The following is an 18,998-nucleotide window of genomic DNA, read 5'->3' on the forward strand; positions in this document are numbered from 1 at the left end:
ACATGGGATAAATTGCAATGATCTAACAAGTGCAATTGAAAGGGAGGAAATTTATGGCTTTTTTAGATGCTGTATCGTCACCGCACAGCTTGCTGCAAAACCCTCTGCAATGCCACACCAACACTTCGGCATTCACAATCTCAAGGCGAGCACATGCTTGTATCTGCGAATGCGCATCACTCTATTTCGTAAAGCGTCGATACTGATGGTGAAATGCTTGGATTCGGAAACCAGCCAATACGAACTTATCATTCTTCCGCAAAAATCGCCGCGAGGTCCGGCTCCTCGGGCGTGCCGCGTTCGAGGTTCAGCCGGCTTTCGATATGGCTGAAATGCTCGCGTGAAAGCCTGAGTGCCGCCGCGAGATCGCGGGCGCGCAAAGCGGCGACGATGGCGCCATGTTCATCCACGGCGCAGAGCGAGGATTGCGCCGGTTCATAGACCGACACCATCAGCGATGAACGGCTGAGCAGTTCGCGCAGGAAACGCGACAGCTCGGCATTGCCAAGCTGATCCGCCAGCAGCAGGTGGAAGGCGCCGGAAAGCCGCACCGAGGCCGCGCGGTCGCCACGCTCGGCAGCATCACGCTCGGCGGCAAGATGCGCCTCCAGCGCCGCCAGGATGCGCTCATCCAGCACGCGCAGGAGCTGCTCGATGATACCGGCCTCGAACACGCGATGCGCTTCATACACCGTGCGCACATCCTCGACGGTCGGCTTCGGCACGAAGCAGCCACGGTTCGGGATGATTTCGAGCCGGCGCTCGGCGGCCAAGCGGTGCAGCGTCTTGCGGATGCGCTCGCGCGATACGCCGAACAGGGCGGCCAGGCGCTGTTCCGGCAGCTTGGTGCCGGCCTTCAGGCGGCCATGCAGGATGGCCTCGGCGATCCTGGCATAGATCGCCTCATCCAGGCCGGCATCGCCTTTCAGCGCGCTTTTGGTGCGTGGACGTGTACTCAAGGCCCCTGCTCTGCTCCAGATAAACGCACCGCCCAACAAATGTGCACAATTTGAATATTTTTGTGCACATTATCATGCTAGGCTGTGCCGGCAGCTTTCAATACGAAGATGAAAACCCATAGCTGCCAATTATTTATATAAAATGTGCACACTTGGCACAAGGCTTGCGTTGTCATTTGCAGGGGTGGCGCCGGGCTCGGCGCCGCAGCAACGGGGAAAGGTGGCGCGTATGACGATCAAGCGGACTTCTCAATCCATGGCACTGACGCGCCGGGCAATGCTGAAGGGCGGCCTCGCCGCCTCGGCCCTGGCGAGCTTCGGCGCCCCGGCCATCGTGCGGGCGCAGGGCAAGGAGATCGTGATCGGCGGCCCGGCCGGCGCGGCGAAATATTTCAACGCCGATATCTTCCCGCTGATGGAAAAGAAGATCGGCGCCAAGATCCTCTATGAAGGCACCAATTCGCTGACCAACCTGCAGAAGATGCAGGCCGACAAGGCGGCGCCGAAAATGTCGGTGGTGGTGATGGACGACCCGGTGATGATCGCCGCCGCCGACCAGGACCTGATCGAGAAGATGTCGCCCGCCGCCGTGCCGACCATGGCCAAGCTGGCCGGCACCGCCGTGCACCGCGACGGGCTGTGGGTGAACTACCAGCAGCCCTGGGCCGGCATCGCCTTCAACAGCACCCGCATGAAAACGCCGCCGACAAGCTGGACCGACCTGTGGGCCGCCGGCAACAAGGGCCGCATCATCGTGCCGTCGCTGAACAACACCGAGGGCTACTGGACCCTGCTGGTAGCGGCGCATCTGGAAACCGGCAAGCCGTTCAAGGAAGCGCAATACGAAATCGACGCCGCCTTCAACAAGTTGAAAAGCCTGAAGCCGAACCTGCTCAACATCTACACCAACGCGCCGCAGGCGATTAACCTGCTGGAACAGGGCGAGGCAACGCTGATCGCCGGCCAGTTCTCGGCCTATACCCTGATCCGCAAGGCGGATGGTTCGCCGATCGATCTGGCAATCCCGAAGGAAGGCGGCTTCGCCATGCCGTCCGGCCTCGCCAAGGTGAAGAGCGGCCCCAACCCCGGCCTCGCCGATGCCACGCTGGAAGCCTTCCTCAGCCCCGAGGTGCAGAGCGTGCTGGCGGCCAAGGCTTTCGTGGCACCAGTAAACCCGGCAGCCACCAAGCCGGCGGGCTTCCCGGATTCCGCCACGCTGTTCGCGCCGGACTGGGCGCATTTCGCCAAGGGCCGAGCGGGCTGGATCGAACGCTGGAACCGCGAATTGCTGTGAGGCCACGGCCATGAGCAGCCAGGCGGCCGATCTTTCGATCAGGGGCGTGAGCAAGCAATACGGGCCGACGACGGTGCTCGACCGCGTCGACCTGGAAGTGGCAGCAGGTGAACTGGTAACGCTGCTCGGGCCTTCGGGCTGCGGCAAAACCACACTGCTGCGTGCCATCGCCGGCCTGGTGACACCCGATAGCGGCAGCATCAAGATCGATGGCCGCGATGTGACCAGCCTGCCGCCGCATAAGCGGCAGGTCGGCGTGGTGTTCCAGAACTACGCACTGTTTCCACATCTCTCGGTCGCCGGCAACATCGCGTTCGGCTTGCGGCTGAAAGGCATGGATGCCAAGGCCATCGGGGCCACCGTGGCGCTTTATCTCGAACTGGTGCATCTCGGCCATCTCGCCGAGCGGCCGATCTCGGCGCTTTCCGGCGGCCAGCAGCAGCGCGTCGCCCTGGCCCGCGCCCTGGCGGTGCAGCCAAGCGTGATCCTGTTCGACGAAGCCTTGAGCGCATTGGACCGGAATCTGCGCGAGGAAATGCAGGTGGAACTGCGCCATCTGCTGCGCCGCATCGGCACCACTGCGATCTTCGTCACCCATGACCAGGACGAAGCCCTGACCATGTCTGACCGTATCGCCGTGATGTATCGCGGCCGCATCGAGCAATATACCGATCCGAAAACGCTCTATGCCGCACCGGCCAGCCTGTTTGCCATGAGCTTCATCGGCCAGTCGACGCAATTGCGCGGCGAAGTGCTGGGCTCTCCGGGCCACGGCATGGTGGAGATCAAGACCGCGCTCGGCCGGCTGCGCGCGGCGGCGAATTTCGCGCCGGGCTCCCCGGTGGTGGTGGCGGTACGGCCGGAATGCATCGGGCTTGGCGACGCTCCATCGACGGAAGTGAACACCATTTCCGGCCGCATGACGGCGGCGATCTTCCATGGCGCCCATAGCATGCTGCACCTCGCCGCTGAAGATGGCGAGCGCGTGGTGGCACAGCTTTCCGGCGGCCATGCCCTGCCCGCCGAGGACAGCGACATCAGCCTGCATTGGCCAGTGGCGCAGACCTTCGTCTATCCGGCGGCGGAGGCGGCGTGATGCTGAGCCGCGAGCAGCGCCCCTGGGCAGCCCTGCTGCTGCCGGCCCTGGTGCCGCTCTGCGGCCTGTTCCTGCTGCCGCTGGCCCTGCTGCTGCCAATCAGTCTGACCAGTCCCCAGGGTTTGAGTCTCGCGGCCTATGGCAAGCTGTTCGGCGATAGCTACTATCTCGGCATCATCGGCAATTCACTGAAATTCGCCGCACTGACGACCATCTTCGCGCTGCTGATCGGCTACCCGGCCGCTTTCGGCCTCACCTATATCAAGGGCCGCCTGCGCAGTGCGCTGCTGCTCAGCCTGTTCCTGCCGCTTTCCATCGGCGTGATCGTCAAGTCATTCGCCTGGACGGTGCTGCTGCGCTCCACCGGCGTGGTGAACAAGACGCTGATGGCATTGCACATCATTGACGAGCCGGTGCGCCTGATCTTCACCCAGACGGCACTGATCGTCGGCGCGGTGAACATCTTCCTGCCCTTCATGATCCTGTCGGTCTATGCCGTGGTGGCGCAGATCGACAAGCGGCTCTCGGAAGCTGCCGCCACACTCGGTGCGCCGCCTCTGCTCTGCTTCCTGCGCGTCACCCTGCCCTTGAGCCTGCCCGGCATCATCGCCGGCACGGCCTTGGTCTTTTCACTCTCGGTTTCGGCCTATGTGGTGCCGACCCTGCTGATGGGCGAGCGATACCAGACGCTGCCGACCCTGATCGCCAAATCCTTCCTGCTTACCCGCGAGCCGGCTTTCGGCGCCGCCGCTGGTGCCGTGCTGCTGGCCATCGCCCTGGCGGTGGTGATCCTGAGCAGCAAGCTCGGCAAGCCGCGCGGCTAGAGGGGAGCAGAGCATGACGCAACGCCTTGCCACCGCTTTCGCCATCCTCATGGCCTTGCTCGCCGCCTTGTTCCTGCTGGCACCGCTGCTGGTGATCGTCGCCACCAGTTTCTCGCCCACGCCAGTCTTTGACCTGCCAAGCGGCGCGCTCTCCACCCGCTGGTATGAGCGCATCGCGCGGCTGGATGGCTTCTGGCCGGCGCTTTACCTAACCCTGGAAGTCGCCTTCATCTCCACCACGGCTGCCCTGCTGCTCGGCACGCTGGCGGCTATCGGCATCCAGCGCGGCAAGCTGCCGGGTGCCGATATCGTTGCGGCCCTGCTGGTCTCACCGCTGATGCTGCCCGGCCTGGTGATCGGCATTGCATTGCTGCAATTCTTCCGTGGCGCGGGGCTTACCGCCGCCCATCCGGCTCTGCTGCTGGCACATCTGATCATCACGCTGCCGTTTGTCGCCCGCACCATGCTGGCCGGCCTGTCACGCTTCGACTTCACCCTGATCGATGCCGCACGCTGCCTGGGCTGCAATTTCCCGCAGGCGGTAGTGAAGGTGATGGTGCCGGCACTGGCGCCCTCCTTCTTCACCGCCGGGTTCTTCGCTTTCCTGGCTTCTTTCGACAATTACCCGATCTCGATTTTCCTCACCGACGCGCGCACCAAGACACTGCCGATCAAGATGCTGCAATATATCGAGGAAGCGCCGGACCCGACGCTGGCCGCACTATCCTCGCTGATCCTTGCCGCCACTTTTCTGCTGTTGCTGCTTGGCGATCGCCTGGTGGGGCTGAACCGCATGGCTGGAACCGGAGATTGATGCCCGTGACGCGTGACCTGATCGGCTATGGCGGCAAACCGCCCGCTCTGCGCTGGCCCGGGAACAAGGCCGTGGCGGTGTCGTTCGTGGTGAATTTCGAGGAAGGATCGGAATTCACTGTTTCCGGCGGCGATGACCATAACGAAGCGATCTATGAAGTGATTCATGGCCTCAAGGGTCGCGACCCCTGTATCGAAAGTCATTTTGAATACGGCACCCGCGCCGCCTGGTGGCGCATCATGGATCTGTTCGACCGCTATCAGGCCAAGGCAACGGTAAGTGCCTGCGGTTATGCCGTGGAGCGTTCGCCACAACTGGCTCAGGATGCGGTGCAGCGCGGCCATGAGGTTTCCGCCCATGGCTGGCGCTGGGAAAGCCATGCCGATCTATCCGAAACGGAAGAACGCGAACGCATCCGCCGCACCGTGGCCGCCATCGAATCCGCCACCGGCCAGAAGCCGCGCGGCTGGCATACCCGTTCGGCTTCATCGCCGAATACGCGCCGGCTGCTGCTGGAAGCCGGCAATTTTCTCTATGACAGCGATGCCTACAACGACGACCTGCCATATTTCGTGACCGTTGCGGGCCGGCGGCATCTGGTATTGCCCTATGCCTTCGACACCAACGACATGCAGTTTCAGAATACGCAACGCTTCGCCCTTGGCGCCGATTTTGCCACCTATGTCTGCGATGCTTTCGACTGGCTGGCGCAGGAAGGTTCCAGTGCTCCGCGCATGCTCTCCATCGGACTGCATCTACGCATGATCGGCCGTCCTGGCCGCATCGGCGCACTGGATCGTATCCTGCGCCACATCACGCAATCAGGCGTTGCCTGGATCGCAACACGCGAGCAGATCGCGCGCCACTGGCTGTCGCAGCAAGCATAAACCGCACAGATCAACTGCAACGGGCGCAGCTTGACTTTGCTTAGGCGCTGCCCTGATATCATCCGCACAATCGATCTTTGGGCCTGGGCAACCAGGCAGTTATCCCCGCACCGCCATCCATATGGGCAGGGCATCTAAGCTACCCGTGGGAGCTTTCAAAATTCCGGTTGTCGTCGTCTGGCTTCGCTGAGCCGACGATTGCTACTTCAATTGCCGCAGAGGAGTCTCCTATGGCGAACGGTACCGTTAAGTGGTTCAACAACACGAAGGGCTTCGGCTTCATCCAACCGGCCGATGGCGGCAGCGACGTGTTCGTGCACATCACTGCGCTGGAGAAGGCGGGCCTCACCACACTGAACGAAGGCCAGAAGGTGAGCTATGAACTCGCGACCCAGCGCGGCAAGACCGCCGCGGTGAATATCAAGCCGGCCTGAACGGTCAGGACTTCGAAGAATCAGAGCGGCGGCATCGGAAGATGCCGCCGTTTTTTGTTTCACCTGTCTCAAGATCAGTCGCGGTCAGGCGCGCCGAGCGGAAATAGTGGCCGATATGGCCTCGCCTCATCCACCGCACGGGCAAAAGATGGACGGGCCAGCAGCCGGGCGCGGTAGGCGCGCAGCACCGGATAGGCATCGGAGATCCGATGCGTCCAGTCAGCATAGAAAAGCGCGGGCGCAGCGGCGCAATCCGCCAGCGTGAAAGCCTCTCCAGCTGCCCAGTTTCGGCCCGCAAGCTGGCCTTCGAGCCAGCCATAGCTGCGCTCCAGTTTCTCCACCGCCACTGCCAGCCCATCCTGGCGCTTTACCGGATCACCGGTCAGGGCCGCATCCACGGCATGCTGTACCACGCTCATCACATGCAGATCGAAGCAGCGGTCGAGAAAGCGCACTGCCAATGCCGCCGCCGAATCATCCGGCAGCAGCCGCACCGGCCCAGGATAAGCCTGCTGCAAGTACTCGATGATAATGCTGGTCTCGGCCACTTCATGCTCACCATCCAGCAGCAGCGGAAACTTGCGGATCGGCCAGCGCCTCAGCCAATCGGCAATATGCTGCGGCGTATCCGGCCCGATGCAGCGGAATTCGAATGGCGTAGCGTTCTCATAGAGAGCGATCAACGCCTTCTGGGTGTAGGAAGAGAATGGATGGCCATAGAGCGCGAGCGCCATCGCGGAAGCTCCTCATGCTGGCGGGTGATTTTCGCAAAGAGCGGCAGCCTATGCTTCGCGGCTTCGGCCTTGCAAGCAGTGAGGGGATTGCTAGATCGTCAGCAGGATAGCGGCGCCGACCTGATAGGGCCGCACCGGCTTCGGATTGCGGCGGCCATCGGCCAGCACCCGGGTCATCGCCTTGGCCACGTCTTGCGCCGCCCGCTCCTGGCCCAGACAGGCCAGCATGCGCGCGCCGGCATTCAGCAGCCCCAGGTCATGACCGGCCTCGTCGGCCATCGGCATGAATACCGGCACCGAACTATCATGGCCGCGTGGCAGCGGCGATGTGGCAAGCACGGCATCGCCGCGCCAGGCGCCTGCATCCTGTGCCTTGGCGCGGCCAAGGCGGCGCCAGCGGAAGCCGAAACCATGGCGGCGGCCGGCTGCTTCCAGCACTTCCTGTGCCACGGCCAGGGCCTCGGCACTGGCGGAAGTTTCAGCGGGCAGCAGGATGGTGTAAGTGATCATCGGCTCTGGCGAATTGCGCGTCGAAAGAAACTCGCGCAAATCGTGCCAGGATGTCAATATCGCGCGAATATCAGCAGCCGAAAATCTCGCGTGGCTCGGAGACACCCCGCAAGGCATGATGGCCGAGCGAGACCATACCTCCCCCCTGCCCGGCAGCAGCGGCAAAACTGCCGGAAGCCAGCAAATTCCGGTTGAGCGTGCCGCAAAAATTCTCGATCCGCGCGGCCTCGTTCACCGCCGCCCCGATCAGGGTGAAGTCCAGCCGGTCGGCGGTGCCGACATTGCCATACATCAGGTCGCCGAGATGCAGCGCGATATCGAGCTGCAGGCAATCCAATCCCTGTGCAGCACGCCCGCTATTTAGTTGCTCTACCGCCGCCAGCCCCGCCTTGGCCGCACGCAAAGCCGCCTGGCAGAGCTGGGCAGGATCAAGCGGCGCCGCCTCTTCCGGCTGGAAGCTGGCCAGCAGGCCATCGCCGAGGAATTTCAGTACCTGGCCACCTTCTGCCGCGATAGCCGGCCCCAGGCAATCAAAATAGGCGTTCAGCGTTTCCACCAGCGGCTCGACAGCCAGCCGGTCGGCCAGGGCCGTGAAGCCACGCAGATCAGCATAGAGAATCGCGGCCTCGATACGATGTGCCATGCCCCGTCGGATATCGCCGGACAACACATGACGCGCCGCGTCGTTGCCAAGATAGGCCGCCATCACGTCACGCGTGGTAGCCATTTGTACCGTCGCCTTGATCGCCAGCGCCAGCAGCGGCAGCAACGAGGCAAGCCTCGCCTTCTCTGCCTCATGAAAACCGCTTGGACGGTCGGTGGTGATCGAGCAGATCATGCCGATCTCGGCCATGCGTGGTGTCATCGGCAGATGCTCCAGCGACCAGCCGAAGCCAAAGGCATAGGCCAGCCAGTCGGTGGCGCCCTGCGCGGCGAATTCATGCAGCACCGGGAAATCGAGCTGTGCCTGCAGCCCGACAAGGCGGCGATGCAGTTGCCGCACATCGTTGCTCAGCATGTAGCGGAACGGACTCTCACGCCACGCCTGGGTCTCATCCTGCGGCGCGCGGTGCGGCATCTCCTCGTTGCCGATTTCCGCCTGGTCGCGCTGCCAGGTGAAGGAGCGTGCGCGAATAAGCGGGTGCAGGGCCGCCAGCGACACATGCACACGGGTCAGCGCGAAGCCCTCGGCTTCCAGCCGGCGGCAGAAACCGGCCAGCAGGTCGTCCACGGCTTCGCCACGCAAGCCGGCTTTCATCAGCCAGGTTTCCAGCGACCCTGGATCGTTGGCGGGAGTTTCGAGTGCAACCATGATGTCAGCTTACACGAAAACGGGCGGGAAAGCCTGCGCCTCCCGCCCGAAACGTGATCACCATCGCGTGGTGAATGCTTCCCTAGCGCTGGCTGTGATGCGCCTTGATCGCGGTTTCGCGGATCTGGGTGAGCGATGCACGCGGCGTCAATGCCTCCGGGTCCACCCGCACCTCGATGATCGCCGGCTTGCCCGATTGCTGCGCCCGCTGGAAGGCAGGGCCGAAATCCTCGGTGCGTTCGACGGTCTCGCCATGGCCGCCATAGGCGCGAGCGATGGCGGCGAAATCCGGGTTGAACAATTCGGTGCCGCTGACCCGTGTCGGGTATTCGCGCTCCTGATGCATGCGGATGGTGCCATACATGCCATTATTCATCACCACGACGATGATGTTGGCGCCGAATTGCCGCGCGGTGGCAAATTCCTGGATGGTCATCTGGATGCAGCCATCGCCAGCAAACGCGACTACGGTACGCTCCGGCTGTGCCAGCTTGGCCGCCACGGCCGCCGGCAGGCCATAGCCCATCGAACCTGAAGTCGGCGCCAGCTGCCCGCCATGGCGGCGATAGCGATGGAAGCGGTGCACCCAGGTGGCGTAGTTGCCGGCGCCATTGGTCACCACTGTATCGGCCGGCGTGTTGGCGGCGAGCCAGCGCACGATCTCAGACATCTGCACCGGGCCAGGCGACTGCGTCGGCTGCTGCCAGGCTTCGTATTCGGCACGCGCCTGCTTCACCTGCGCCGCCCAGCGACTGCCATCAATGGGGCCGAGCTTGCGCGCGGCGGCGATGAAGGCGCGCGAGGAAGCCTGGATCGCCAGGTCGGCCTGATAGACACGGTTGAGTTCTTCCGCACCGGCATGGATATGCACCATCGGCTGGTTCGGACGCGGAATGCCAAACATCGTGTAGCCAGCCGTGGTCATCTCGCCCAGCCGCGCACCGAGCACGATCAGCAGGTCCGAATTCTTCACCCGCTCGGCCAGCTTGGGATTGGGGCCGATGCCGATCTCGCCGACATAGTTCGGCCAGTCATTGTCGATATAATCCTGGCGGCGGAAAACCGGCGCCACCGGCAGGTTGGCTGCCTCGGCGAAAGCCTGGGTCTCAAGCCGCAGAGCCTCGCTCCAGCCGCCGCCACCAACGATCAGCAAGGGCCGCTCGGCCTGTTCCAGCATCGCCTTGAAGCGCTGCATGTCCTCCGGGCCGGGATGCGCTTCCGGCACGCTCACCGGCGGCGCATCCAGCGCCTCGGCTACTTCGGTCAGCATGTCTTCCGGCAAGGCCAGCACCACCGGCCCGCGGCGGCCGGACTGCGCTACCGAGAAGGCACGGCTGATATATTCCGGGATGCGCGACGCATCGTCGATCTGCGCCACCCATTTCGCCATCTGGCCGAACATGCGGCGATAGTCGATTTCCTGGAACGCCTCGCGCTCGATCATGTCGCGCCCGACCTGGCCGATCAGCAGCAGCATCGGTGTCGAATCCTGGAAAGCGACATGCACGCCCGCGGATGCGTTGGTGGCACCGGGACCGCGCGTCACCATGCAGACGCCAACCTTGCCGGTGAGCTTGGCATAGGCATCGGCCATCATCGCCGCGCCGCCTTCCTGGCGGCAGATCACATAGCGCATGGCATTGGCATGGTCATGCATGGCATCCAGCACCGCGAGGTAGCTTTCACCTGGCACGCCGAAGGCCATCTCGACGCCCTGGATGCGCAGTTGCTCGACCAGAATCTGGCCGCCGGTACGCTTGCTCATGACAAGTCAGCTCCGCTTGACCGGCGCAAACGGCGCCGGGGTCATCAGCTTGTTTTCCTGCGCCACCAGATTGCCCTCCGCAGCGGAGGCGGCAATGAAAGCCTGCCATTCCGGATCGGCCAGCATCGCCGCCCGCTTCTTCGAGCGATCGGCGGCATCCTCATAGACCCAGATATGCATGTAGGTGTTGATCGGCCCGGTCTCGGTGACCAGGAACGCCAACGGTTCGCCGAGATGGCGCTTCTGTGCCGCCAGCCCCATCTTCTCGTAAAGATCGAGCTGCGGCTTCAGGCGGCCGGGCCGGCAGGTGTAGGTGCGCACGTCGAGCAGCATGATTCCTCCTAAGGCGTTGGCGGCAGACTAGATTCCTGCCCCGCTCTTGTCGACCATGAGGAAACCCGGCATAAACTTTGGCACCAGTAAATGGGAGGAATACATGCAGATCGCCGCGCGTATGGACCGGCTGGGCTCGGAAAGTGCCTTCGAGGTGCTGGCACGGGCCAAGGCGCTGGAGGCCCAGGGCAAGTCGGTGATCAACCTCGGCATCGGCCAGCCGGATTTCTCCACGCCGCCGCATGTGGTGGAAGCCGCCGTGAAGGCGCTGCGCGATGGCCATCACGGCTATACCCCGGCCAACGGCATCCTGCCCCTGCGCGAGGCCGTGGCCGCCGATATCGCGGCGCGGCGCGGCGTGACTGTGGATCCCGACCGCATCGTCATCGTGCCCGGCGGCAAGGTGACCATGGCCACCGCGATCCAGATGTTCGGCGAACCGGGCGGCGAGATCATGTATCCCGACCCCGGTTTCCCGATCTATGAATCCCTGGTCAACTTCACCGGCGCCACCGCTGTCGGCTATCCGCTGCTGGAAAAGGATGGCTTCGCCTTCCGCGCCGAGGACCTGCTGGCCCGCATCACGCCGCGCACCAGGCTGCTGATCGTCAACTCCCCGGCCAATCCCACCGGCGGCGTGGCCCCGGCAGCGGAAGTGAAGAAGCTGGCCGAGGGCCTGGCCAAGCACCCGCATGTCGCCATCATGTCGGATGAAATCTATTCCCGTCTTGTGCTGGATGACGACAAGCCCTACGCCAGCTTCATTCCCTATACCGATCTGCATGACCGCCTGATCATCCTGGATGGCTGGTCCAAGACCTATGCCATGACCGGCTGGCGCCTCGGCTGGGGCCTGTGGCCCAAAAAACTGGCGGAACTGGCCACCAAGCTGGCGATCAATGTTCATTCCTGCGTCAACGCCCCCACCCAGTTCGGCGGCATCGCCGCCTTGCAGGGGCCGCAGGATGCCGTGGAGCATATGCGCCAGGCCTTCATCCGCCGCCGCGCGCTGACCGTGGCGGGCCTGAACAAGCTGCCGGGCGTGAGCTGCATTCAGCCCGCCGGCGCCTTCTATGCCTTCCCGAACATCACCAAGACCGGCTATTCCGCCAAACAACTGCAGGATGCGCTGCTGGAGGATGCCGGGGTGGCGACCATCGCCGGCACCAGCTTCGGCCGCCATGGCGAAGGCTATGTCCGCTTCTCCTTTGCAGCCGACGATGCGGCTATTTCGGAGGCGCTTCAGCGGGTTGGAAATTGGCTGGCGGCGCACAAGGTGAATAATTGAGCAAGTATTTGCCTATTTACGCGGCATATTGCTTAATATTCGCACTTTTGCACACCATGCCCTTCACCGCACCCTCGGGGTTGTGCCGCTTTTCAGCGCGTTAACAACCCCTTAAAGCTGGCACACTCCGTGCATACAGTTAGGGTGTTCGTTTCAACGCCGACGGTTATCGGAAAACACCAGAAGACCCATGAAAAAGATCGAAGCCATCATCAAGCCGTTCAAGCTCGACGAAGTGAAGGAAGCCCTGCACGAGATTGGCCTGCAAGGCCTGACCGTGACCGAGGCGAAAGGCTTCGGCCGGCAGAAGGGCCATACCGAACTCTACCGCGGCGCCGAATATGTGGTCGATTTTCTCCCCAAGGTGAAGATCGAGGTCGTGCTGGATGACGGCATGGTCGAGAAGGCCGTGGAGGCCATCACCCAGGCGGCCCGCACCGGCCGCATCGGCGACGGCAAGATCTTCATCTCCACCGTCGAAGAGGTCATACGCATCCGTACCGGTGAAAAGGGCACGGAAGCGGTCTGACGGTTGGGCGGGTCGCCACCGCCTGATCATTATCACCAACCCAGTTAACCTGACATCAGGAAAGAGCAGCAGGAAAAAGCCATGGCTGACGCGAAATCCATTCTGAAGCAGATCAAGGACAAAGACGTGAAGTTCGTGGACCTCCGGTTCACGGATCCGCGCGGCAAGTGGCAGCATCTTGCCATCGACATCGCCATGGTCGACGAGGACCTGCTGAACGAAGGCACCATGTTCGATGGTTCTTCGATCGCTGGCTGGAAGGCCATCAACGAGTCCGACATGCTGCTGAAGCCGGACCTCAACAGCCTGACCTACGATCCGTTCTCGGCGCAGACCATGATGGTCCTGTTCTGCGACGTGCTGAACCCGGGCGACGGCACCACCTACAACCGCTGCCCGCGCTCGATTGCCAAGGCCGCCGAAGCCTTCATCAAGTCGAGCAAGACCGCCGACGTGGCCTATTTCGGCCCGGAAGCCGAGTTCTTTGTGTTCGATGACGCCCGCTTCAAGGTGTCGATGAACGAAACCTTCGTCTACCTCGACGACATCGAAGGCGCCTACAATTCCGGCAAGTCCTATGAAGGCGGCAACATGGGCCACCGCGCCCCGATCAAGGGCGGCTACTTCCCGGTTGCCCCGCTCGACCAGGGCAGCGACCTGCGCGGCGAGATGCTGGCCACCATCGCCGGCATGGGCGTCACCGTCGAAAAGCATCACCATGAAGTGGCGAACAGCCAGCACGAGCTGGGCATCAAGTTCGCCCCGCTGGTGAAGTCGGCTGACTCCATGCAGATCTACAAGTACTGCGTCCACAACGTGGCGCATGCCTGGGGCAAGACCGCGACCTTCATGCCGAAGCCGATCAAGGGCGACAACGGCTCGGGCATGCATGTGCACCAGTCGCTGTGGAAGGGCGGCAAGCCGCTGTTCGCCGGCAACAAGTATGCCGGTCTGTCGGAAATGGCCCTCTACTACATCGGCGGCATCATCAAGCATGCCAAGGCTCTCAACGCCTTCACCAACCCGCTGACCAACAGCTACAAGCGCCTGATCCCCGGCTTCGAAGCCCCTGTGCTGCTCGCCTACTCGGCGCGCAACCGCTCGGCTTCCTGCCGCATCCCGTTCGGCGCCGGCGAGAAGGCCAAGCGCGTCGAGGTCCGCTTCCCCGATCCGGGCGCGAACCCCTACCTCGCCTACGCCGCCATGCTGATGGCCGGCCTGGATGGCATCAAGAACAAGATCCATCCCGGCGATGCCATGGACAAGAACCTGTACGACCTGCCGCCGGAAGAACTGGCCAAGGTGCCGCAGGTTTGCGGCAGCCTGCGTGAAGCCCTCGAAAGCCTGGACAAGGACCGCGCCTTCCTCAAGGCCGGCAACGTGTTCAACGACGACTTCATCGATGCCTACATGGAACTGAAGTGGGAAGAGGTTTACGCCTTCGAGCACACCCCGCACCCGATCGAGTTCTCGATGTACTACAGCGTCTAATCGACGCCTGATCGCTTAATAGAGAAGCCCCGCCGGGAAACCGGCGGGGCTTTTTCTTTGCCCTTAGGCAGTCAGACTAAGACAATCCATCACCTGATGAATTGGTCTCAAGAATTTGAATCTGAGGATAAATTTAAACTACTCGGCCACCGCCGTGCAGTACCGGCCGGGGCCGCCGAGCTTGGCACAGGCCGCATCGGCCTCGGCCTTGCTGGCGTAGTTGCCGGCCACCAGGCGGGCATAGGAGCCACGGTTCGGCAGATCGACCCACAGGATCGCCGGCTCCAGTTCGGTATAGGCCTGCGGGTTGGCCTTGAGCCGCGCCTGCCAGTCGTTGATCGCCGCTTCCTCGCTGCGATGCGAGGCGAGATGGGCATGCCAGCGGCCGGGATTGGCGGCAGTGGCCGCCATGGTTTCCGCCGGCTTCGCCGCCGCGGCAGCTGCGGCCGGCGCGGCTTTAGATGCAGGTGCGGCTTGGCGTTGAGCCTGAGGCTGGGATGCCGCAGGCGCCGGTCGGCTTTGCTGGCTGCCGCGTGTGTTCCGGGTGGTGGCTGGCGGTGGGGGCGCGGCAGCAACCTGAGCCGCCTTCTCTTCCGCTGCCTTGCGCTCGGCGGCGCGGCGCTCCTCGGCTGCCTTCTCCTGCGCCGCGCGTTCCTCGGGCGACACCCAGCCGACTGGCGTGGTATTGGTCTGCTCCGGGTAACCGCGCGGCTGGATCGGATAGGGCTGCGCCACCCGTGGCGTGGTGGCGGGTTGCGGCTTGGTCAATGTCCAGGTCGAAGGATGTAGCGGCTGCGCCTGGGCCTGGGCCTGTCCCTGGGCCTGCCCCTGAACCTGTCCTTGGGGCGGGGCATCCGCCGTATCGCAGCCGGCCAGCAGCCCCAAAGCCAGGGCGGCGGGAAGCAGGCGCAGCAGGGCAGCAGCGTTGCGGCGGGGCGAATCCTTCATGGCGGCGATGATGCCATCGCCCCCGCCCTTTGGCGAGGCTTGATCCGGCAAGGCTTGATCCCATGCGCCCCAGGCCCGACACTCAAGCCACAAGACTTTTCAAAAGCCCACATTCAAGCAGTTCGGGGGAAGGCAATGCCCAGCGTCGATATCAAGGCGGAAGTCACCGGCAAGGTATGGAAAATCGAGACCCAGCCGGGCGACAGCATCGGTGCCGGCGACGTGGTAATGATCCTTGAATCGATGAAAATGGAAATCCCGGTCGAGGCGCCGAAAGCCGGCAGGCTCTCGGCCCTGCTGGTCGCCGAGGGCGACAGCGTCAAGGAAGGCCAGGCGCTGGCGCGGCTCGAGGTTTGAGCCTCGGCACCTCTTAGGCACAACCGTCATGGTCGGCGCAGGCCGACCATCCACGCGTTCTTTTCAAACCTGCCAAAACAAAAAAACACTCGTGGATGCCCTGCCTGCGCAGGGCATGACGGTATTTTTATCATGCCCTGACTTGGCCGACCTTACCGCAAGGCCGCCGCGATATTGCCGCCATCGACCACAGCGACACCGCCGGTGGTCTTCTGCGCCATGGCGAGCTGCACGAAGGCCTGGGCCACATCGGCGGCCTTGACCTCGCGGCCGAGCAGGTTGCCCGACATGTATTCCTTCTCCGACAGGCCGCGCGCCTTGGAGCGCTTGGCCACCATGTCGTCGGTGAGCAGGCCGGAGCGGATACGGTCGGCATTGACCGCGCTGGAGCGGATGCCGGCAGCGCCGTAATCGAGCGCATACTGACGCGACAGGAACAAAGTCGCCGCCTTGGGCAGGCCATAGGGGCCGAAATCCGGACCCGGATTCACCGCCTGCTTCGAGGCGTTGAACAGCAGGCAGCCGCCGGTCTTCTGCTTCAGCATGATCGCCACCGCCGCCTGGGCGACATACTGATGGCTGAAGAAGTTGAGATCGAAGCTCTTGCGCAAGCTCTCGTCGCTGACCTCGCCGATACGCGCGCCCCACGCCGCACCGGCGTTCGACACCACGATATCGACGCCGCCGAAATGCGCCGCCACCTTGGCGAAGGCCGCGCGCACATCGGCCTGCTTGGTGACATCGCAGGCAATGCCGATGCCGCCGAGCTTCTTGGCGACTTCAGCCGCCTTGGCGCCATCGAGATCGAGCACGGCGATTTCCGCGCCTTCCGAGGCAAAGGCCTTGGCGGTGGCGGCGCCGATGGCCCCTGCCCCGCCAGTGACCACCACCACCTGGCGTGCCAGCGGCTTTTCACCGCCCTTGCCCAGCTTGGCCTGTTCCAGCGACCAGTATTCGACATCGAAGATGTCGCGCTCCGAAATCGAGGTGAACTTGCCGATGGCTTCAGCCCGTGTGATCACCGCCACGGCGGTCTGCGCGATATCGGCGGCGATGCTGGCTTCCTTGCGCGACTTGCCGACGCCGATCAAACCGAGGCCCGGCACCAGCAGGGCGCGCGGCATCGGATCGAGCATGATCTTCTTCGGCTGCGCCACCGCATTGTTACGCTCGAAATACGCCTTGTACTTGGCGATATAGGCGTCAACTGCCTTCTTCGCCCCGGCGGCGAAGACATCCAGCTTGCCAGCTTCCGGCGCCGGCAGGACCACCGGCCAGGGCTTGGTGCGGATCACATGGTCCGGGGTCACCGTGCCGGCCTGGCTGTAGCGCGCCACATCCTTGCCGTTGACGAAAGCATCAATCTCCGGCGTCTGGCGGCGATCAAACACCCAGCGGGCATACTGGCCGTCATCGGCATTGACCGGCAGCGCCAGCAGGCCGCGCAGGATCGGCAGCACCTCTTCCGGCGCGGCGATCTTCTTCGGCTGCTTCGCTTGCGCAAAGACCGTCTTCTTGCCCTTGGCCAGCCGTGCCTCAGCCATCGAGACATACTCGATCATCCGGTTATAGGCCTGCTTGGCGGTATCGCCCCAGGTGAAGATGCCATGCTTCACCAGCACCAGGCCCTCGGCATCGGGCTGCTTGCGGAAGGCTTCCGCCGCCTTCTTGGCCAGACCGAAGCCCGGCATTTCGTATTCAACCACTACGATGCGCTTGCCATACAGCTTCTTCGCCTGCTCGATGCCATCGGGCTGATCGGTCAGCGCCAGCACTGCATCGGCATGGGTATGATCGATGAACTTGTGCGGCAGGAAGGCATGGAACAGCGTCTCCACCGATGGGTTCGGCGAGGTCGAATCCAGCAGGTTGCAACGCTGCACGTTGACCATGTCCTCATCGGTCAGCACCTTGAGGTCGATCAGCCCCTGCAATGGCTTCAACCGCACGGCGGGCAGCCCCGGCGGTTCGATCACCGCCATGTCCCAGCCCGAGCCCTTGACGCAGAGCACATCCACCGGGTTACCCAGAATGTCGAGCATCTTGGTCTTCACCGAGGTGTTGCCACCGCCATGCTGCACCAGGGCCGGCACGCCGCCGAGCAGCCGCGTGGTATAGGTGCGCACCGCCAGATCTTCATTCACGCCCTGCAGCGCATAATGCTTGATGGCGGCCTTGGCATCGCGGTCGGACCAGAGATTCTTCATCGGGGCAGCTTTCTTAAAGAGCGTGTTCGGGGAACAGCGAGACCAGGCCGGCCTCGGAGGCCGGGCAGATGCCGCGTTCAGTGATAAGACCGGAGACAAGCCGGGCCGGTGTTACGTCGAAACCATAATTCGCGGCGCGGGTGGCATCGGGGGCAACGCGCACCGACACGATCTCGCCGCCGGCGGTCTTGCCGCTCATCACGGTGACTTCGGACTCGGCGCGCTCCTCGATGGGGATTTCGCGCACGCCATCGGCAATCGTCCAGTCGATGGTGGAGCTGGGCAGCGCGACATAGAACGGCACGCCATTATCCTTCGCCGCCAGCGCCTTCAGGTAGGTGCCGATCTTATTGCAGACATCGCCGCGCCGTGTGGTGCGGTCGGTGCCGACGATGCAGAAATCCACCATGCCATGCTGCATCAGGTGGCCACCGGCATTATCGACGATCAACGTATGCGGCACGCCATGGCTGGCCAGTTCCCAGGCGGTGAGCGAGGCGCCCTGGTTGCGCGGCCGGGTCTCATCGACCCAGACATGCACCGGGATGCCGGCATCATGTGCCTTGTAGATCGGCGCCAGCGCCGTGCCCCAGTCAACGCAGGCCAGCCAGCCGGCATTGCAATGGGTGAGGATGTTCACCGGGCGCGAGCGGCCGATCTCGGCATGCATCGCCTGGATCAGGCCGAGGCCGTGATTGCCGATGCTGGAGCAGACCTCCACATCCTCGTCGCAGATTTCGGCGGCCAGCCTGTAGGCGGCGGTGGCACGGTCCTTCGGTACCACCGGCTCCAGCGCCTTGCGCACGCGGTCCAGCGCCCAGCGCAGGTTGATCGCGGTCGGGCGGGTTTCGACCAGCACCTCATAGGCCCGCGCCAGGGCTGCATCGGAGGGGTCGTGGCGCATCGCCAGCGCCAGGCCATAGGCACCGGTGGCGCCGATCAGCGGCGCGCCGCGCACGATCATCGCCTTGATGGCATGTGCCGCCTCTTCCATCGTGGTGAGGCTGGTGGTGATAAAGCGGTGCGGCTGCCCGGTCTGGTCGATGATGCCGACCGACCAGCCGTCGTCATTGACCCAAATCGTGCGGTAGGCTACGCCGTTGACCTTCATGGCCGGCCCTTTTCGAAAAAGCGGAAAATCGGGCCGGAAAATAGCGGGTTCGGCCCGCCCTAGCAATCGCCGGACGAACCACCAAACGGGGCCGGGAAACCCGTC

19 protein-coding genes are annotated in these 18,998 nt (G+C 63.5%); 10 read left to right on the top strand and 9 right to left on the bottom strand.

Annotation, left to right across the window (positions count from 1 at the left end):
• Positions 1–248: 248 nt before the first annotated feature.
• The gene (locus ACQY7X_RS20285) at positions 249–959 is read right to left on the bottom strand and encodes a GntR family transcriptional regulator (protein WP_428247273.1); all 711 of its coding nucleotides are present in this window, start codon (positions 957–959) and stop codon (positions 249–251) included.
• A 229-nt stretch (positions 960–1,188) separates the two neighbouring features.
• On the opposite strand from ACQY7X_RS20285, the gene ACQY7X_RS20290 reads away from it, so the two are divergent.
• From ACQY7X_RS20290 to ACQY7X_RS20315, 6 genes are all read left to right on the top strand, one after another.
• On the top strand, positions 1,189–2,253 hold the full coding sequence (locus tag ACQY7X_RS20290) for an ABC transporter substrate-binding protein (RefSeq protein ID WP_428247275.1): 1,065 nt from the start codon (positions 1,189–1,191) through the stop codon (positions 2,251–2,253).
• A 10-nt stretch (positions 2,254–2,263) separates the two neighbouring features.
• Entirely contained in the window at positions 2,264–3,349 is a 1,086-nt protein-coding gene (locus ACQY7X_RS20295; RefSeq protein WP_428247277.1) for an ABC transporter ATP-binding protein, read from the top strand.
• Positions 3,349–4,173 (top strand): ABC transporter permease, encoded by an 825-nt coding sequence (locus tag ACQY7X_RS20300; RefSeq protein ID WP_428247278.1) that lies wholly within the window; start codon positions 3,349–3,351, stop codon positions 4,171–4,173. The genes ACQY7X_RS20295 and ACQY7X_RS20300 overlap by 1 nt, the downstream gene beginning before the upstream one ends.
• 13 nt (positions 4,174–4,186) lie before the next feature.
• The gene (locus ACQY7X_RS20305) at positions 4,187–4,987 is read left to right on the top strand and encodes an ABC transporter permease (protein WP_428247280.1); all 801 of its coding nucleotides are present in this window, start codon (positions 4,187–4,189) and stop codon (positions 4,985–4,987) included.
• Positions 4,987–5,874 (top strand): polysaccharide deacetylase family protein, encoded by an 888-nt coding sequence (locus tag ACQY7X_RS20310; protein ID WP_428247281.1) that lies wholly within the window; start codon positions 4,987–4,989, stop codon positions 5,872–5,874. Before ACQY7X_RS20305 ends, ACQY7X_RS20310 begins: the two co-directional genes overlap by 1 nt.
• A gap of 230 nt (positions 5,875–6,104) precedes the next feature.
• On the top strand, positions 6,105–6,308 hold the full coding sequence (locus ACQY7X_RS20315; protein ID WP_428247282.1) for a cold-shock protein: 204 nt from the start codon (positions 6,105–6,107) through the stop codon (positions 6,306–6,308).
• Positions 6,309–6,382: 74 nt separating this feature from the next.
• Here the strand turns inward: ACQY7X_RS20315 and ACQY7X_RS20320 are convergent, their stop codons facing one another.
• From ACQY7X_RS20320 to ACQY7X_RS20340, 5 genes are all read right to left on the bottom strand, one after another.
• The gene (locus tag ACQY7X_RS20320) at positions 6,383–7,042 is read right to left on the bottom strand and encodes a glutathione S-transferase family protein (RefSeq protein WP_428247284.1); all 660 of its coding nucleotides are present in this window, start codon (positions 7,040–7,042) and stop codon (positions 6,383–6,385) included.
• A 90-nt stretch (positions 7,043–7,132) separates the two neighbouring features.
• A complete protein-coding gene (locus ACQY7X_RS20325; RefSeq protein ID WP_428247285.1) occupies positions 7,133–7,552 on the bottom strand; it encodes a hypothetical protein in 420 nt (139 codons plus the stop codon).
• 70 nt (positions 7,553–7,622) lie between these two features.
• Positions 7,623–8,864, bottom strand: coding sequence for an adenylate/guanylate cyclase domain-containing protein (locus ACQY7X_RS20330; protein WP_428247286.1), 1,242 nt, complete (start codon positions 8,862–8,864; stop codon positions 7,623–7,625).
• An 82-nt stretch (positions 8,865–8,946) separates the two neighbouring features.
• Entirely contained in the window at positions 8,947–10,629 is a 1,683-nt protein-coding gene (locus tag ACQY7X_RS20335; RefSeq protein ID WP_428247288.1) for a thiamine pyrophosphate-binding protein, read from the bottom strand.
• Positions 10,630–10,635: 6 nt separating this feature from the next.
• The gene (locus ACQY7X_RS20340; protein ID WP_428247289.1) at positions 10,636–10,962 is read right to left on the bottom strand and encodes an NIPSNAP family protein; all 327 of its coding nucleotides are present in this window, start codon (positions 10,960–10,962) and stop codon (positions 10,636–10,638) included.
• A gap of 103 nt (positions 10,963–11,065) precedes the next feature.
• Here ACQY7X_RS20340 and ACQY7X_RS20345 point away from each other — a divergent pair, with 103 nt between their 5' ends.
• The 3 genes from ACQY7X_RS20345 (at position 11,066) to glnA (ending at position 14,270) form a co-directional block, all read left to right on the top strand.
• On the top strand, positions 11,066–12,250 hold the full coding sequence (locus ACQY7X_RS20345) for a pyridoxal phosphate-dependent aminotransferase (RefSeq protein WP_428247291.1): 1,185 nt from the start codon (positions 11,066–11,068) through the stop codon (positions 12,248–12,250).
• A 190-nt stretch (positions 12,251–12,440) separates the two neighbouring features.
• A complete protein-coding gene (locus ACQY7X_RS20350) occupies positions 12,441–12,779 on the top strand; it encodes a P-II family nitrogen regulator (RefSeq protein ID WP_428247292.1) in 339 nt (112 codons plus the stop codon).
• An 81-nt stretch (positions 12,780–12,860) separates the two neighbouring features.
• The gene (gene glnA, locus ACQY7X_RS20355) at positions 12,861–14,270 is read left to right on the top strand and encodes a type I glutamate--ammonia ligase (RefSeq protein ID WP_428247294.1); all 1,410 of its coding nucleotides are present in this window, start codon (positions 12,861–12,863) and stop codon (positions 14,268–14,270) included.
• 138 nt (positions 14,271–14,408) lie between these two features.
• Here glnA and ACQY7X_RS20360 read toward each other — a convergent pair whose 3' ends face one another.
• A complete protein-coding gene (locus ACQY7X_RS20360) occupies positions 14,409–15,269 on the bottom strand; it encodes an SPOR domain-containing protein (RefSeq protein ID WP_428247295.1) in 861 nt (286 codons plus the stop codon).
• An 84-nt stretch (positions 15,270–15,353) separates the two neighbouring features.
• On the opposite strand from ACQY7X_RS20360, the gene ACQY7X_RS20365 reads away from it, so the two are divergent.
• The gene (locus ACQY7X_RS20365) at positions 15,354–15,575 is read left to right on the top strand and encodes a biotin/lipoyl-binding carrier protein (RefSeq protein ID WP_428247297.1); all 222 of its coding nucleotides are present in this window, start codon (positions 15,354–15,356) and stop codon (positions 15,573–15,575) included.
• 152 nt (positions 15,576–15,727) lie between these two features.
• On the opposite strand, the gene ACQY7X_RS20370 is transcribed toward ACQY7X_RS20365, so the two are convergent.
• Together ACQY7X_RS20370 and mtnA are read right to left on the bottom strand one after the other, a co-directional pair.
• Positions 15,728–17,782 (bottom strand): bifunctional aldolase/short-chain dehydrogenase, encoded by a 2,055-nt coding sequence (locus tag ACQY7X_RS20370; protein WP_428247298.1) that lies wholly within the window; start codon positions 17,780–17,782, stop codon positions 15,728–15,730.
• A gap of 13 nt (positions 17,783–17,795) precedes the next feature.
• Positions 17,796–18,893: an S-methyl-5-thioribose-1-phosphate isomerase gene (gene mtnA, locus ACQY7X_RS20375; protein ID WP_428247299.1), complete on the bottom strand. Its 1,098-nt coding sequence runs from the start codon at positions 18,891–18,893 to the stop codon at positions 17,796–17,798.
• Positions 18,894–18,998: the final 105 nt, after the last annotated feature.

Origin of the sequence: Ferrovibrio sp., assembly GCF_965278975.1 — a bacterium.
Classification (GTDB): Bacteria; Pseudomonadota; Alphaproteobacteria; order Ferrovibrionales; family Ferrovibrionaceae; genus Ferrovibrio.